We start from the raw sequence: 15394 nt of genomic DNA, 5'->3' as shown, positions 1-15394 counted from the left end.
AGAGCCAGAGCCAGAGCCAGAGCCAGAGCCAGAGCCAGAGCCAGAGCCAGAGCCAGAGCCAGAGCCAGAGCCAGAGCGCCAATTTTCGAGTCACCACTCAAGCTACGCAGAAATACGCGCGGCTGAGTTTGAGGTTCCTAACCTTGAAGATGTTCAGAAACTACTGAGTCGTTTAGAGGCGACCAATGTTGTTGATGAACTGAACCTTGATGAGTTGATGGATCAGAACACCCAGAAAATCGCCCAGCAAGCTGACATGCAAATGTTTGATGCCGCGGTTGAGTCTGTTCAAGTGTTCGAAGAGCCAGAGATTCAGGATTGGAATCTTCCAGAACCCGATTTATCAATTGTTGTAGAGCCACCTGTTGAATCGCAGCAAATTGAAGAGTTACAAGCTGAACCGTTAGCGACGGAACAAGCAGAAGTTAAGGCTGTTGAGCCTGAACTTGACGTTCCTGAGCCCGAGACAGTTATTGAACCAGAAACTCAAGCCGGAGGTGCTGACCAGTTTACCTCTTGGGAAAGTACGGTTCGCAAAGAAGACTTTCAAGTCTTGTATTTTGATGTAAACGGCGTGACCTTTGCGGTGCCACTTGATGAGCTTGGCGGCATCCATCGCCTTGAAGAGTTAAGTCATATCATTGGTAAGCCAGCTTGGTATTTAGGTTTACAAACCAACCGTGATAGTCAGCTAGATGTGGTCGACACCGCAAAATGGGTGATGTCTGAGAAACTATCAGGTGACGAATACAAAGAAAACTATCAATATATAGTGATGCTTGGAGAGAGCTTGTGGGGCCTTGCGGGTACTGAGCTAAAAGGCACCGAGCTACTTAATACAGATAAAGTACGTTGGCGAGAAATGGCAGGGAAACGCCCATGGCTCGCTGGTATGGTAAAAGAAAAAATGTGTGCTTTGATTCATGTTGAAGCATTAATCGCCATGCTAAACGCAGGGCTAGATGTAAAAGCATTAAGCTAGTCATAAGCATTAGGCTAACAATAAGCATCAAGTTAATAATAGTGGTCGGTAACGACGGCAAGAGGATTATCTATGTCTCATATGAGTGAAGTTGAAGTAAGAAAAGAGCAAACGAATGATGAAGTACTTCAATGGGTGACTTTCCAGCTAGAAGAAGAAACTTACGGCATCAACGTAATGCAAGTACGTGAAGTACTGCGTTACAGCGAAATTGCTCCAGTACCGGGTGCTCCAGATTACGTTCTAGGTATTATTAACCTACGTGGTAACGTTGTTACTGTTATCGACACTCGTTCTCGCTTTGGTTTGATGCAAGGTGAAATCACAGACAACACTCGTATCATCGTTATTGAATCTGAGCGTCAAGTAATTGGTATTCTAGTAGATAGCGTTGCTGAAGTGGTTTACCTACGTTCTTCTGAAATCGACACAACGCCAAGTGTTGGTACTGATGAAAGTGCTAAGTTCATCCAAGGTGTAAGTAACCGAGATGGCAAGCTGCTTATCTTAGTAGATCTAAACAAACTACTAAGCGAAGACGAATGGGATGAGATGGCTCACCTGTAATGTTTGAAGCGCTTCCTTTAAGCCCTGCTGCCCTGATATCAGGCGTTGGGGTTTTTACGTTATTCATCGTGATTTTGATTAGCAAAGTAAAACGTGCGATTCAAAAGCAGCTCGATCAGTCACGTCTGCAAGTTCGTAACTTGGATAAAGAGCTTCAAAAATCGAGTAAGCAATTACTTGAGGTTCGCTCTGTTGTGGTTGGCCTTGGCCAGAAAGTGACGGAACAGCAAGATCTGATAAAGCACTTGAATGAACGTATTGTTGAGCTGGAACATGCTGACACCGATGGACGCTTGTACACACGTGCAACGAAAATGGTTCAGCTTGGTGCCGGGATTAACGAACTGATCGAAGAGTGTGAATTACCTAAAGCGGAAGCTGAGCTGATGATGTCTCTGCAGAATAAGCTCGCGGGTAAGGAAAAAATCCCTTCGTTAAGAAGTAATCCTTCATCGTACGATGAGCAACCCGATGCCTCTCGCGAGCGCAGAGACCCGCCTCGACGTCGTTAAAATGAGCGCTTAATTCGTATTGAGCAATTGATGTTTATTACGTATTCCTCTTAAAAGAAGCTTCGGCTTCTTTTTTTATGTCTAATCGATCTATATAGAACGATGTTTATAAGTGCTTGTATCTACGACAATATCTTGTTTGTTGATGAAAATGTGTAAATTGTGATGCGGTGGTAACAGTTTCTTACCGACTTTGTTCTATCGAAAACGCCTAGTCCTGTTTTGTCACCATGTTGGTGTGCTACTATAGCGCTCTCATTACTCGACTAAATTTACCTATGCTAGAAGTCTCAAATTTAACTGCTATTCGTGACGACAGGGTTCTGTTTGAATCGTTGTCTTTTCAATTGAAACCAGGTGAGCTGGTTCAGGTTGAAGGTCGTAACGGTACTGGGAAAACGACACTCCTTAGGATTATTACTGGTTTAGGCGATCGCGATGACGGCACTATCTCTTGGGACGGTGAGTCTATTGAATCGAGTCGAGATGTTTATCATCAAAATTTACTTTTTCTTGGTCACCAAACAGGCGTAAAGCGCGAGCTTAGTGCTTATGAGAATCTGAGCTTTTATCAGTCTATTCACAGTGGCGGTACCAGCAAAGAAGAGCTTTACCACGCGCTGGCTCAAGTGGGGCTTGCGGGCAGAGAAGACGTACCTGCAGGGCAACTTTCAGCAGGCCAACAACGCCGAGTTGCGTTGGCTCGCCTTTGGTTGAGCAAGCAAATGTTGTGGATTCTCGATGAGCCGCTGACTGCCATTGATAAGCAGGGCGTGAAAGTTCTCGAATCTCTTTTTTCTCAGCATGCAGACAACGGTGGCATTGTGCTATTAACCACGCACCAAGATATGTTTGCTGATAGCCCGAAACTAAGAAAAATTAAGTTGGGTGAGTAATATGATCTCTTCAATGACCACGATTATCCGACGCGAGCTGCTTATCGCGTTTCGACGTCAAGCGGATATCTTTAACCCTTTGTGGTTCTTCATCATTGTTATAACTCTATTCCCTTTGAGTATCGGCCCTGAGCCAAACCTACTTGCGCGCATTGCTGCGGGTATTGTTTGGGTGGCAGCTTTGCTCTCTGCACTGCTCTCTTTAGAGCGTCTTTTCCGCGATGATTTCCAAGATGGCGCCCTTGAGCAGATGATGCTGATGCCCATCCCGTTGCAGTTGGTAGTATTGTCCAAGGTCATAGCACACTGGTTGTTGACCGGGTTACCATTGATTTTAATCAGCCCATTGTTGGCTGTTTTGTTGTCTTTAGATTTTGATACTTGGCTCTCAGTTGTGTTGACCTTGCTGGTAGGAACACCCGCATTGAGTTTTATTGGTGCGATTGGTGTTGCGTTAACCGTTGGGTTACAGAAGGGCGGAGTCCTGTTAAGCCTGTTAATCTTGCCGCTTTACATCCCCATTTTGATTTTCGCGACGTCAGCGATTGACGCTGCGGCTTTGGGCGTTGCGTACAACGGCCAATTGGCGGTGCTTGGGGCAATGTTAATGGGTGCGATGACTATGACGCCTTTTGCGATCAGTGCCGCACTTAGAGTGAGTGTGAACTGATTGGGGTTCCGTTATCGTATAGCCAATGTGAACCAAACGTGTCGATTGGACTCATAGAGTCAGTAAAACTGAAAGTAAGACAAATAAAATTATTATAATTATAGCTTTAATAGCTGTAAGCAAAATGAAGTAAGAGTGAGATTACAACATGTGGAAATGGCTCCATCCCTATGCCAAAGCAGAAACCTCTTATCAGCTTGCTGGTAAACTTTTGCCATGGTTTTCGATCCTAGCGCTATTGTGTCTATCCGTCGGTACCGTGTGGGGGCTTGCATTTGCGCCTTCTGATTACCAACAAGGCGATAGCTTCCGTATCATCTACATCCATGTTCCGTCTGCAATCTGGTCGATGGGCGTATACATGTCGATGGCGATTGCTGCCTTTATCGGTTTGGTATGGCAGGTAAGGCTATCAGATATGGCCGCACTGGCGATGGCGCCTATTGGTGCTGTGTTTACCTTCATTGCGTTACTAACCGGCGCTGTTTGGGGTAAACCAATGTGGGGTGCTTGGTGGGTTTGGGATGCGCGTTTAACCTCGGAGCTGATTCTTCTATTCTTGTACTTGGGTGTGATTGCACTTCACCATGCTTTTGACGACCAAAAAACAGCAGCCAAAGCGGCAGGCATTTTGGCTATCGTTGGTGTCATCAACCTACCTATCATTCACTTTTCAGTAGAGTGGTGGAACACACTTCACCAAGGCGCGACGATCACTAAGTTCGACAAGCCTTCTATTTCAAGTGACATGTTATGGCCGCTTCTTCTTAACATCTTCGGCTTCGCCTTTTTCTTTGGTGCTGTGACTATGGTTCGTTTCCGTAACGAAATCATCAGTAAAGAAAGTCACCGTCCATGGGTTCGCAAGCTTGCGGCTGAAAAAGCGTAGTAGGGTAGGTAATTATGTATTTTGAATCTTTGAGTGATTTCTTTGCCATGGGAGGCTATGCCTCGTATGTATGGAGTGCATTTGGAATCACATTCCTCGCGATGATCATTTTACTGGTCGTAAGCGTTCGTCGTGGTAAGCAATTACTAAATGAAGTACAAGCTAAGATTGATCGTCAAGCTCGTATCGATGCAGCAAAAAATATGGAGAACACTCTATGAACCCAAGACGTAAAAAGAGGCTGGGCATTGTCTTAGCGATCTTTTTTGGTATCAGTGCGACTGTTGGATTGATGGTTTACGCACTTAACCAGAACATGGATCTGTTCTACACACCAACTGAGCTGGTCAACGGCAAAGATGGTAAGAAACCTGAAGTTGGTCAACGCCTACGTATTGGTGGCATGGTCGTAGTCGGCTCTGTAAGCCGTGACAATGAATCACTACGTGTTAGCTTTGATTTGCAAGATGTAGGCCCTAAAGTAACAATTCTATACGATGGCATCCTTCCTGATCTTTTCCGTGAAGGCCAAGGTATTGTTGCTCAGGGTGTTCTTAAAAATGCAACGACAATCGAAGCGTTTGAGGTGTTGGCAAAGCACGATGAAGAGTACATGCCTTCTGAAGTTGCGGAAGCAATGAAGAAAACCCATGAGCCTTTGCAATACACGACTGAACAAAAAGAAGGAAATGCTCAATGATAGCCGAGATCGGCCATTTTGCGATGATCCTGTCCTTGGGACTTGCATTGCTGCTAAGCGTGCTCCCATTGTATGGAGCCGCTCGAAATAACACATTACTGATGAACAGCGCACGACCGTTGTCGTGGGGTATGTTCGGATTCTTAGCGATTTCGTTCTTTATCTTGTGTTACGCGTTCTACACAAATGATTTTACGATTCAATACGTAGCAAGTAACTCGAATAGCCAACTGCCTTGGTACTACCGAATTACTGCGGTTTGGGGCGCTCACGAAGGTTCATTATTGCTTTGGGTTCTTATCCAAGCGGGTTGGACGGTTGCTGTAGCGACGTTTAGCCGTGGTATGCCTCAAGAGTCTGTGGCTCGCGTACTGGCTATCATGGGTTTGATTACGGTCGGCTTCTTGCTGTTCATTATCGTAACGTCTAACCCGTTCCTACGTACATTGCCTTTCTTCCCTGTAGATGGCCGAGACTTGAACCCACTACTGCAAGATCCGGGTTTGATTATTCACCCGCCAATGCTTTACATGGGTTATGTAGGTTTCTCTGTTGCGTTCTCTTTCGCAATCGCTTCTCTAATGAGTGGTCGTCTTGATACGGCATGGGCTCGTTGGTCGCGTCCTTGGACAATCGCAGCTTGGTTATTCCTAACGGTAGGTATCGCACTAGGTTCATGGTGGGCTTACTACGAACTTGGCTGGGGCGGCTGGTGGTTCTGGGATCCAGTAGAAAACGCTTCATTCATGCCTTGGTTAGCTGGTACTGCACTGATGCACTCACTAGCGGTAACCGAAAAGCGTGGCACATTTAAAGCTTGGACAGTATTGCTGGCTATCTCGGCATTCTCGCTAAGCTTACTAGGTACATTCTTAGTTCGTTCGGGCATCTTGGTATCGGTTCACGCATTCGCGTCGGATCCTGCTCGTGGTATGTTTATTCTAGGTTTCCTAGTCTTTGTTATCGGTGGTTCACTGCTGCTGTTCGCCGTTAAAGGCGCATCGGTTCGTGTTCGCGGTAACTTCGATCTGGTTTCTCGTGAAAACGCACTGCTTGGTAACAACATCTTACTGATTGCAGCGCTTGTCGTTGTATTAGTCGGTACGCTACTGCCATTAGTTCACAAACAGTTAGGCTTGGGCTCGGTATCTATCGGTGCACCATTCTTTGATATGTTGTTCTTCTGGTTAATGATCCCGTTCTCGTTCTTGCTTGGTATCGGTCCTCTGATCCGCTGGAAACGTGACAACCTGTCTAAGCTTGTTAAACCAATGCTGATTTCAGGTGCATTCTCACTTGGTTTGAGTGCGCTAATGGTTGCTCTACTGGCTGACCGCTTCAGTGGTACTGCGTTTGCTGGTTGGGTAATGGCGTTCTGGATCATCTTCATGCACGGCTTTGAGCTGCATGAGCGTGCGACTCACCGTCATACATTCCTGAAAGGTCTAACTAAGCTACCTCGTAGCCACTGGGCAATGATGTGTGGTCACATTGGTTTAGCCGTGACAGTTATTGGTATCGCGATGGTGCAAAACTACAGCATCGAACGTGATGTACGTCTGGCGCCAGGTGAAAGCTACCAGCTTGAAGAGTACAGCTTCCTGTTTACAGGGGTTCGTGACAAAGATGGTCCTAACTACGATGGTTACATTGCTGACTTTGAAATTACTAAAGAAGGCAAATACATCAACACGCTTCACGCTGAAAAACGTTTCTACACCACAGCTAAGTCTATGATGACAGAAGCAGCGATTGACCGTGGCGTAACGCGCGACCTTTACATCGCAATGGGTGAACGTTTAGACGACAACAAGTCTTGGGCTGTTCGTATCTACTACAAACCATTTGTACGTTGGATCTGGGCTGGTTCTTTGATCATGTCGATTGGTGGCGCTATTGCTATCAGTGACCGTCGTTACCGTTTCCGTAAGCCAACAAAAAAGTCGGCTGAAGAGCAGGAGGCTTAATTCGAATGAACAAGAAGATTTTATTCATTCCATTGATTGCGTTCATGGTTCTAGCTGGAATCTTTGCAACGCAATTAATGCGCAACCAGTCGGGCGATGACCCGACTAAGCTTGAATCTGTATTGATTGGTAAGCCTGTTCCTGAGTTCGGTCTAGAAGACTTAGAACAACCAGGTAAGTTTCATGATCAAGCGATCTTTAAAGGCGAGCCACTGCTTCTTAACGTGTGGGCGACTTGGTGTCCTACTTGTTATGCAGAGCACTCTTACCTGAACAAGCTCGCGGATCAAGGCGTTAAGATAATTGGTCTTAACTACAAAGATGATCGCAACAAAGCGGTTGGTTGGTTAAAAGAGCTGGGTAACCCGTACCTAATTAGCCTGTTTGACGGTAACGGCATGCTAGGTCTTGACCTTGGCGTATATGGTGCACCTGAAACTTTCCTAATCGATGCTAACGGCGTGGTTCGCTACCGCCATGTTGGTGACGTGAACCCAACTAACTGGGCATCGACGCTTGAGCCGATGTATCAAGAGTTGTTGGAGGAATCGAAATGATTAGAAAGGCACTGATTACTCTATTCGCTACGTTCGCAATCTCAGCGACAGTTTCTGCTGCGCCTATCGAGTTTCATGAATTTGAAACTGTGGATCAAGAACAGCAGTTCAAAGAGCTGAGCAATACGCTGCGTTGTCCTAAATGTCAGAACAACACGATTGGTGATTCGAACGCTGAACTAGCGGTCGACTTACGCCAAAAAGTGTACGAGATGACAAAAGACGGCAAGTCGAAGCAAGATATCATTGATTACATGATTGCTCGCTACGGTAACTTTGTGACTTACAATCCACCACTGACACTAGCAACATCGATCCTTTGGATTGGACCGTTTGCGGTGGTTGTGTTTGGATTTGGTTTGATTATTTTACGAAGCAGAAAGTCAAAATCAAAAGCAGCAGTAGAGTCAGATAAAGACTGGGATGCAGACAAAGAAGCTCGCTTAAAAGCGTTACTCGATGAAGAGAACGACGGAGATAAGAAGTAATGACTCTATTTTGGATTTCTACCATTATCCTTTCGCTAGCGGCAATTTTCTTAATTGTTCTGCCTTTCATTAATAAGAAGGCAAACAATGATGAAATGCTTCGCGACGAGTTGAACAAAGCATTCTATAAAGACCGTCTTGTCGAGTTAGAAGTAGAAGCAGAGGAAGGTCTTGTTGATAACCAACAAGAACTGATCGCTGATTTGAAACAGTCTCTGCTCGATGATGTTCCTGCACAAGAAGAGATGAAGAAGACTCAAATCTCTACGCTTGGTGTGGTTGTACCTTCGATCATCCTTGTCGTCGTTGTGACTTATGGTATGTACTTTAAGTTCGGTGCATTGGACAAAGTTCAGCACTGGCAAGAAGTGAGCTCGAACCTTCCTGAACTGTCTAAAAAGCTGATGTCATCGGAAGGTGGTGCACTAACGGATGATGAGCTGGAAGATTTGACTCTAGCGCTTCGTACTCGTCTGCATTACCAGCCAAAAGATTCAACAGGTTGGTTGCTGCTTGGTCGTATTGCACTGGCTAACCGCGACGCTGAAACAGCAAAAGATTCTATGGAAAGAGCTTACAAGCTTGAACCTAAGAATGAAGATGTTCAGTTAGGTTTCGCACAAGCTCTGATGCTTTCACCTGATGAAGCTGATCAAAACCAAGCTCGTTTGATTTTGAGCCGTTTGATTCAAAACGATTATGTCGACCTTCGTGTGTTCTCACTGCTAGCGTTCGATGCGTTTGAGCGTCAAGACTACCCGGGTGCTGTGAAGTACTGGAGCATCATGCAGCAGATGATTGGTCCACAAGACAGTCGCTATGAAATGCTTTCGCGCAGTATTGAAAGTGCTCAGAAGAAAATGGGCGACACTATGGGTGTTGACCAAGGTAAGACTGTTGCTGTAACGCTCGATCTATCTGCAGACGTGAATGCTGACCCTAACTCAGTGTTAATTGTGTCAGTGCACAGAGCTGATGGTTCTCCAATGCCTATCGCAGCGGCACGCTACCCACTAGGGACTTTCCCGCGTACTGTTGTTCTTGATGACGGCAACAGCATGTTGGAAGGACAAGAGCTGTCTAGCCTTGAAACTCTGATGGTTAGAGCTAGGCTTGATACAGACGGCAACGTTTCAACTCGCGAAGGTGATTGGTACGGTGAAAGTGAAGTGGTTGAACTGGGTGCTCCAGTGACCATTGATATCAATAAGCAATATTAATCATCACTTTGCATAGGTGTTAGCTATTCCGATTTGCAGATAAACGGTATAGACTTAGCCAAACAATTGAGGCCAGCGATTGCTGGCCTTTTTTATTTTTTGAATTCCTTATGGAAAAGGTGATATGTCTGCCAGTGTTTTAAGACTCTCGAGTTTACTTTTTATCACAAGCTTAACGGTTGGGTGTTCAAGTGCGCCGGACGAAAGTGTTGACGATGATAACCTCGAAACCTCTGAATACGTCGAAGAGTCCCACCCGAATGATCCTTTTGAAGGTTTCAACCGAGCGATGTGGGATATCAACTACGAATATCTAGATCCTTATTTAGTTCGCCCTGTTTCCCTCGCTTATGTTGACTACACCCCTGTGCCAGTGCGTTCTGGTATCTCCAATTTCCTAGCCAACTTAGACGAACCATCAAGCATGGTGAATAACCTTATTATGGGCAATGGTGAAAAAGCACTCGACCATTTCAATCGTTTTTGGATTAACTCAACGATTGGTTTGTTAGGCTTGATCGATATTGCCAGCGAAGCTGGGATCACAAAATACGACGATAAGTCGTTCTCTGATGCGATTGGCCATTACGGGGTAGGGAATGGTCCGTACTTCATGGTGCCGGGTTATGGTCCACTAACGACGCGAGAAGTGACTGAAACCGTCGATGGTTTGTATGTGCCTCTGTCGTTCTTGAACTTCTGGGCAAGCTTAGGCAAGTGGGCATTTGAGGGCATGGAAACACGTGCTCAGTTAGTGTCACAAGAGGCGCTGTTGGATAATTCTCCTGATCCATATGCATTAACGCGTGATGTTTACATTCAACGTCGTGATTTCAAAGCCGAGATTGAACCTGAAGAGGTCGACCTTGAAGAAGAAGACTTCATCGATGGTTATCTAGAAGATTACTAGAAACACGATTTAGAGAACCGATAAAAGAAAGGCTCGATGTTGAAAACAACATCGAGCCTTTTTAATGATTATGACTTTAGATTAAGTCAAACAGATTAGAAGCGGTAGTTAGCTTGGATACCCACTAGCCAAATACTACCAGTTACTTCACCTTCGAAGTCACCACCAAATGGCGCAGAACTTGCGTCATCTTCAACCATTTTTGCGTCTTTCGCTAGGATGTAAGTGAAACCAGCGTCTAGTGTTAGTTGCTCAGACCATTGGTAGCCAGCACCAATACTTAACCAAGTGCGGTCTGTTTCCGGAATCGTCGCAGTACGGTGTTCATCGCTTACCGCTGAAGTGTCGTACGCAATACCAGAGCGCAGAGCTAACTTAGGTGTCATTTGGTAAGTTGTACCGATCGCAAAGCGGTAGTTGTCTTCCCAGTTCTCTTGCTTGATATCTTGAGTTCGAGCAGGACCGAATTCAGGGATGTCAGCTACTAGTTCTTCAAAGCTGCTCCAATTAGTCCAGTTAACGCTCGCATGTACAGCGACTTTATCTGATAGTTGATGGAAGCTTGCAAGCTCGGCGGTTGCTGGCAATGCAAGTTGCATTGAGCCGTTATATTTTGACTTCACAGGAGTACCTAAAGCGCCAGCAACAGCATCAAAAGCGACACCATTTGCGTGGCCCTCAAGCGTTAGGTCTACTTCTGACTTGTAGGTAAAACCAAGGCGGTTGTTTTCATTGATCTGCCAAGCGGTACCAACTTGCCAGCCCCACGCTGTGTCATCACCTTCCATGTATTTTAAAGCTGTACCTTGAGGCATAGGAACTAGAGAGTTAACTGTAGATACCGCTCCAAAGCTACCTTCAGCCATGATGTAACGAATACCACCACCAATAGATAAGCTTTCAAGTACTTGGTAAGCCGCGTTTAGGTTTAGCTCCATTGTGGTAACACTTGCTTCGTTACCGTGGTTTGCGCCACCAAAGTCTTTACCTAGGTCTGTTTCCATACCGTAGTTAGTGCCAGCAGCAAAGCCTAATGCGAACTTGTCGTTGTACTTATGAGAAACATAAAAGTTTGGGATTACTGCACTGTGCGCAAAATCGCTAGAATTTGACGAAGTAGATTGTCCCATCATGGACGTAGAAGTACCGTCGATATCGATGTTAGGGTCAACATAGATAGCACCAACAGAAACCTGAGTGCCTTCTAGGTAAGTCAGCATAGCAGGGTTGCGCCATTGTGCGTCTGCACCGTCAGCCATTGCAGCTTCACCCGCGTATGCGCGGCCTAGGCCTGTTGCCGAGTATTCTGCTAGTTGAAAACCTGCCGCGTGAGTCACAGTAGAAGTCGAAAGTAGTCCAACTGCCACTGCAGCAGATAGAAGAGTCTTATTCATTTTCATTATTATGTTCGCTGAATCATAAGTATTTAGTGGCGTGATTCTACTTTTAGAGTCATTACTTTAAAAATGAAATTCGAATAAAACAGTGTTTTAGGGATTTAATGAGTAAATGTGTTTAATTATTAGAGAAATAATCTAAATGTTTCGGCTGTGTTGCGAAGTTTGAGCGTACACTTGTAGTCATATATTGACCTTGCAGGCTACAGTTGTAAGCTTAAATTGAAGTGGGTCAGTGGTTTAGGTAATAAAAAAGGGTCGCATAATGCGACCCTTTGGGGGTAACTTATTAACTTATATTAGAAGCTACGGCTGTACTGCAGGCCTAGTAGGATTGCATCAGCGTGTGTAGTCGCACTAACTGACGATGCTGTAACTGGAACGCCAGGTGCAACTTCAACTACAGTTGATTCATTAACTTTAACGTCATCACCTAATAGGTATGTAAAGCCAAAGTCAACGTTTGACTTATCATCAATATGGTAAGTAAAACCAGCTGACAACCATTGGCGATCTGAATCTGGTACAGAGATTGAGGTCAACTCATCTTGTGCGCTTGTGTCATACATGTAGCCAGTACGAAGAGTCCAAGTATCGTTCAGGTAGTATGTGCCGCCAATTGCATAGTGCCAACCATCTTGCCATTGGTATTGTTTTTGGTAACTAGAGCCAAGTGGTGAGCCGTCTAGGTTATCAAAGTCGATTTGGTCAAAGGCGCTCCAACCAATCCATTGAACAGAATAGTGAACAGCAAACTTAGTGTCTTCAATTTTGTGGTAACCAGAGAACTCAGCCATGTCTGGTAGAGGAAGAGTGATCTCTTGTCCTTTATCGTCTTTAGCTGTGATCTCAGGGCTGTAACGGTAAGAAAGACCGAAGCGGTTGTTTTCATCTAACTCATAAACGGTACCAACGTTAAAGCCTACCGCCCAACCGTCAGCTTCATCTACGTTCACAAGATCTACTCCAGCTAGACCAGGAAGAGTTTGACTACCAGTGCGTTTCATTGTGCCTTGACCGTAGATAAGATCTAAGCCTGCACCAAAGCTCCACTGATCGTTTAGACGGTATGAGCCTGCTAAACCGAAGTTTATGCTCATTACATCTGTTAGACCGCCGTACTCAGTAGCAACATAATCGTCAGAAAACTCTGTTTTAGTACCAAAGTTTGAATATGCGTTAACGCCCCAAGCAAATTTTTCGTTCACTGGTACTATTAGGTGAATATTCGGAGCAATAGAAGTATCACCTACATCATCAGTATTACCTACTGCTACAGGTTGGTTACCATTACCTAAAGATGTGTATTCAGCATCTTTAACTTCGATCATAGAAGTAATGCTTTCAAAACCAAGAGAAAGCTCAGTTTTGTCAAACAGTGCCATTGCTGCAGGGTTACGTGCCATTACTGACGCGTTATCTGCGATTACTGCATCACCAGCGAAGGCACGGCCGATGCCGGTAGCTGATTGTGCGTTAAGTTGGAAACCTGCTGCCATCGCTTGTGAAGACGCCAGTGTAATTGTTACTGCTAAAAGAGACTTTTTAAACAGACGCGTGTTGTTGGTAGTCATTTATTTATTCCTTTATATATCCGCCTCTACAGGGCGATTAATTTGAGCAATTGCTCAATGGTGGCTGATCCTATTCGCAAGTATACGATATACAAATCCGACCATTGGAAATTTTGAGTGGAAAATTATGGAAATGACGCCTATCTGGCACGAAAATGGTGCGAAATACTGTTTTTTAGAGTTTTAACTCTAGAGGTATTGGTGGTGTGAATGGTTTTTCGGTTTATTTATAAATAAAGCCCAGCAATATCAGTAATATAATTGCTGGGCCTTTTGTGGCGGGGCTTTAAGAGCGAATTAGCTCATTGGTTTGATCATTTTTGTCAGCTTTTCGGCGATTTTGGAAACATCCTCACCATTTTCACCCACAAGGATTAAGCTGCTACCATCGACGGGTGTTACCGAGCCGGACATGCCTTTTTCATCAAAGTCGATAGGTTTATCTGTCGGAATACTGGTTAAAAACAACGTTACTTTGCCTTTTGCGCCTTGGAAGACCATATGTACTGCGTTGGATTTACCAAAGCCACAGTGGTTTAGGTAATAGACGTGGTAAGGGAAAGCATCATCAAACTGAAAAGCAAATGGGTTCATTTTTGCGTTGATTTGCTGCGATGTGACCTGTTCATCGATGGAACTAACAAAACTCTTTTCATCAACAACATGCTTCATCGCTGTATCAACCAAACTAGCTTGAGCTGGTGAAACGAATGCGTTGCCCCAATTCACTTGGCCAACTAATAAACCAGCAACAAACGCTACCGAGGCAGCCATTGCCATTGCTCGTCTCGCAAACGTAGGCCTTACTACTTTGCTTTCTTCGCTTGAGGTCTGATTGAACAGAATACGATCAGCAAGATCGTCTGGCACATCCACATTCATCGCAGAGTGGATCTGTTTATCAAGCGCTAGTACATCGTCTAAGAAGTTACTATTGGCTTCACTATTCGCGGCCGCATCAACAATATCTTGTGTACGTTGTTTAGGTTCCGACAATACACGACGACGAAATTCCAAATCATCCATTATGTTGCCCCCTCTCTGCCTCTTCTGTATCCAACAGCTCTTTCAACTGATTTCGAGCTCTGAATAAACGTGTCATCACCGTGTTTTTGTTGAGATCGAGAATATCGGCAATCTCATCACCACTAAAACCACCAATCACTTGCAAGAAGAGAGGTTCACGGTAATCAATTTCAAGTTTCATGATCTGGGCTTGCAACCACTGATGCTGATGGTGCGGGTCATCACTGACACTAGCATCGTTACCGTGATCGTCGATATCAACCAGATCAAACTGTTTGCGTTCAAAACGTCGAGCGTTCTCGCGTCTCAAGATAGTAATCAGCCAAGATTTAGCGGCTTTTTCGTCTTGAAGGCTATCGAGTGATTTCCATGCACGAAGGCAAGTTTCTTGAACTAAGTCTTCGGCAATGCTTTTGTCTTTGCATAACCAATAGGCGTAGCGAAAGAGGTCACGATGATAGGCACGCACGAGTGCTTCGTATTTTCTTTGTTTGTCCATATCAGAGTTGACCGGACGCTTGGCTGTTTTCTTTCCAAACATTTTTATTATTGACACACGAGCCTCCATAATTGCTCTGCGTATAGCTGTCCTCTATACGTTGTGCTTCGTTTTTATATTTTTAGAGCTAACGATCGGCAGGAAATCGTAAAATCACATTAAAATTGATCTACTTCAAAATCTAAGGCCTCGAACCCGTTATAGTACACCTTGTCGTCTAGTTAGTCATTCGTGGCTAGCATGTTGAGCAAGACGACACTTCCTTTTGAAGGCTGACTTTACTTTCTCCTAATCAGGAAACTGATTATTTCAATTGGCGCTAAGTTAATTGCTTTATATACATTCCGACCACACAGCTTTGTGTGGTTTTTTTTTGCCTCAAGAAAACCATTCTCTACATTGCGATAGCAGTCCTGGCTTACAATCGTTTAGTCTCTTACGACAACCTTTCCCCCAAAAAGGTTCGCCTGAATGTGCAGTTATATTTTCAAACAGTGAGATACTCGTATCACGTTTATTTAAACGCCCGTTTGATTTAAT

General features: G+C 44.8%; 17 protein-coding genes. 13 read left to right on the top strand and 4 right to left on the bottom strand.

Going from position 1 to position 15394, the window contains the following annotated elements:
• From MSG38_RS11545 to MSG38_RS11485, 13 genes are all read left to right on the top strand, one after another.
• Positions 1-982, top strand: a 982-nt coding sequence (locus MSG38_RS11545; protein WP_248369550.1) for a chemotaxis protein CheW, incomplete at its 5' end; no start/stop codon positions are given.
• Between the two features lie 72 nt (positions 983-1054).
• Complete coding sequence (locus tag MSG38_RS11540; protein WP_017064109.1) at positions 1055-1549, top strand: chemotaxis protein CheW; 495 nt, start codon at positions 1055-1057, stop codon at positions 1547-1549.
• Positions 1549-2061, top strand: coding sequence for a DUF2802 domain-containing protein (locus MSG38_RS11535; protein ID WP_050644988.1), 513 nt, complete (start codon positions 1549-1551; stop codon positions 2059-2061). Before MSG38_RS11540 ends, MSG38_RS11535 begins: the two co-directional genes overlap by 1 nt.
• 278 nt (positions 2062-2339) lie before the next feature.
• Positions 2340-2957 carry a cytochrome c biogenesis heme-transporting ATPase CcmA gene (gene ccmA, locus MSG38_RS11530; RefSeq protein WP_048607846.1) on the top strand — a complete coding sequence of 206 codons (618 nt, stop codon included), beginning with the start codon at positions 2340-2342 and terminating at the stop codon, positions 2955-2957.
• A gap of 1 nt (position 2958) precedes the next feature.
• On the top strand, positions 2959-3627 hold the full coding sequence (gene ccmB, locus MSG38_RS11525; RefSeq protein ID WP_017060658.1) for a heme exporter protein CcmB: 669 nt from the start codon (positions 2959-2961) through the stop codon (positions 3625-3627).
• A 148-nt stretch (positions 3628-3775) separates the two neighbouring features.
• A complete protein-coding gene (locus MSG38_RS11520; RefSeq protein WP_017064107.1) occupies positions 3776-4516 on the top strand; it encodes a heme ABC transporter permease in 741 nt (246 codons plus the stop codon).
• 14 nt (positions 4517-4530) lie between these two features.
• The gene (ccmD, locus tag MSG38_RS11515) at positions 4531-4737 is read left to right on the top strand and encodes a heme exporter protein CcmD (RefSeq protein WP_009848525.1); all 207 of its coding nucleotides are present in this window, start codon (positions 4531-4533) and stop codon (positions 4735-4737) included.
• Positions 4734-5216 (top strand): cytochrome c maturation protein CcmE, encoded by a 483-nt coding sequence (gene ccmE, locus MSG38_RS11510; RefSeq protein WP_017064106.1) that lies wholly within the window; start codon positions 4734-4736, stop codon positions 5214-5216. Before ccmD ends, ccmE begins: the two co-directional genes overlap by 4 nt.
• Entirely contained in the window at positions 5213-7183 is a 1971-nt protein-coding gene (locus MSG38_RS11505) for a heme lyase CcmF/NrfE family subunit (protein ID WP_017060654.1), read from the top strand. Before ccmE ends, MSG38_RS11505 begins: the two co-directional genes overlap by 4 nt.
• Positions 7184-7188: 5 nt before the next feature.
• A complete protein-coding gene (locus MSG38_RS11500; protein WP_017060653.1) occupies positions 7189-7740 on the top strand; it encodes a DsbE family thiol:disulfide interchange protein in 552 nt (183 codons plus the stop codon).
• Positions 7737-8228: a cytochrome c-type biogenesis protein gene (locus MSG38_RS11495; protein WP_048607850.1), complete on the top strand. Its 492-nt coding sequence runs from the start codon at positions 7737-7739 to the stop codon at positions 8226-8228. Before MSG38_RS11500 ends, MSG38_RS11495 begins: the two co-directional genes overlap by 4 nt.
• Positions 8228-9448: a c-type cytochrome biogenesis protein CcmI gene (ccmI, locus tag MSG38_RS11490; RefSeq protein ID WP_050621064.1), complete on the top strand. Its 1221-nt coding sequence runs from the start codon at positions 8228-8230 to the stop codon at positions 9446-9448. Before MSG38_RS11495 ends, ccmI begins: the two co-directional genes overlap by 1 nt.
• A 124-nt stretch (positions 9449-9572) precedes the next feature.
• Positions 9573-10358 carry an MlaA family lipoprotein gene (locus MSG38_RS11485; RefSeq protein ID WP_086775687.1) on the top strand — a complete coding sequence of 262 codons (786 nt, stop codon included), beginning with the start codon at positions 9573-9575 and terminating at the stop codon, positions 10356-10358.
• Positions 10359-10453: 95 nt separating this feature from the next.
• Here the strand turns inward: MSG38_RS11485 and MSG38_RS11480 are convergent, their stop codons facing one another.
• The 4 genes from MSG38_RS11480 to MSG38_RS11465 form a co-directional block, all read right to left on the bottom strand.
• Positions 10454-11758, bottom strand: a complete 1305-nt coding sequence (locus MSG38_RS11480; RefSeq protein ID WP_248369552.1) for an outer membrane protein transport protein — start codon at positions 11756-11758, stop codon at positions 10454-10456.
• A gap of 296 nt (positions 11759-12054) precedes the next feature.
• A complete protein-coding gene (locus MSG38_RS11475; protein ID WP_248369553.1) occupies positions 12055-13329 on the bottom strand; it encodes an outer membrane protein transport protein in 1275 nt (424 codons plus the stop codon).
• A gap of 297 nt (positions 13330-13626) precedes the next feature.
• Positions 13627-14355: a DUF3379 domain-containing protein gene (locus MSG38_RS11470; RefSeq protein ID WP_048613142.1), complete on the bottom strand. Its 729-nt coding sequence runs from the start codon at positions 14353-14355 to the stop codon at positions 13627-13629.
• Positions 14348-14896, bottom strand: coding sequence for a sigma-70 family RNA polymerase sigma factor (locus MSG38_RS11465; RefSeq protein ID WP_017060646.1), 549 nt, complete (start codon positions 14894-14896; stop codon positions 14348-14350). Before MSG38_RS11465 ends, MSG38_RS11470 begins: the two co-directional genes overlap by 8 nt.
• Between the last annotated feature and the right edge of the window lie 498 nt (positions 14897-15394).

The sequence above is a fragment of the Vibrio sp. 1CM24A genome (assembly GCF_023161725.1).
Taxonomy (GTDB): domain Bacteria; phylum Pseudomonadota; class Gammaproteobacteria; order Enterobacterales; family Vibrionaceae; genus Vibrio; species Vibrio coralliirubri.
This window is presented reverse-complemented; position numbering and strand designations above follow the sequence as displayed.

Excerpts from the sequence above, each read along its gene's own strand:
- MSG38_RS11540 (WP_017064109.1), top strand. The coding sequence starts at position 1,055 with ATGTCTCATATGAGTGAAGTTGAAGTAAGAAAAGAGCAAACGAATGAT.
- MSG38_RS11535 (WP_050644988.1), top strand. The coding sequence starts at position 1,549 with ATGTTTGAAGCGCTTCCTTTAAGCCCTGCTGCCCTGATATCAGGCGTT.
- ccmA (WP_048607846.1), top strand. The coding sequence starts at position 2,340 with ATGCTAGAAGTCTCAAATTTAACTGCTATTCGTGACGACAGGGTTCTG.
- ccmB (WP_017060658.1), top strand. The coding sequence starts at position 2,959 with ATGATCTCTTCAATGACCACGATTATCCGACGCGAGCTGCTTATCGCG.
- MSG38_RS11520 (WP_017064107.1), top strand. The coding sequence starts at position 3,776 with ATGTGGAAATGGCTCCATCCCTATGCCAAAGCAGAAACCTCTTATCAG.
- ccmD (WP_009848525.1), top strand. The coding sequence starts at position 4,531 with ATGTATTTTGAATCTTTGAGTGATTTCTTTGCCATGGGAGGCTATGCC.
- ccmE (WP_017064106.1), top strand. The coding sequence starts at position 4,734 with ATGAACCCAAGACGTAAAAAGAGGCTGGGCATTGTCTTAGCGATCTTT.
- MSG38_RS11505 (WP_017060654.1), top strand. The coding sequence starts at position 5,213 with ATGATAGCCGAGATCGGCCATTTTGCGATGATCCTGTCCTTGGGACTT.
- MSG38_RS11500 (WP_017060653.1), top strand. The coding sequence starts at position 7,189 with ATGAACAAGAAGATTTTATTCATTCCATTGATTGCGTTCATGGTTCTA.
- MSG38_RS11495 (WP_048607850.1), top strand. The coding sequence starts at position 7,737 with ATGATTAGAAAGGCACTGATTACTCTATTCGCTACGTTCGCAATCTCA.
- ccmI (WP_050621064.1), top strand. The coding sequence starts at position 8,228 with ATGACTCTATTTTGGATTTCTACCATTATCCTTTCGCTAGCGGCAATT.
- MSG38_RS11485 (WP_086775687.1), top strand. The coding sequence starts at position 9,573 with ATGTCTGCCAGTGTTTTAAGACTCTCGAGTTTACTTTTTATCACAAGC.
- MSG38_RS11480 (WP_248369552.1), bottom strand. The coding sequence starts at position 11,758 with ATGAAAATGAATAAGACTCTTCTATCTGCTGCAGTGGCAGTTGGACTA.
- MSG38_RS11475 (WP_248369553.1), bottom strand. The coding sequence starts at position 13,329 with ATGACTACCAACAACACGCGTCTGTTTAAAAAGTCTCTTTTAGCAGTA.
- MSG38_RS11470 (WP_048613142.1), bottom strand. The coding sequence starts at position 14,355 with ATGGATGATTTGGAATTTCGTCGTCGTGTATTGTCGGAACCTAAACAA.
- MSG38_RS11465 (WP_017060646.1), bottom strand. The coding sequence starts at position 14,896 with ATGTTTGGAAAGAAAACAGCCAAGCGTCCGGTCAACTCTGATATGGAC.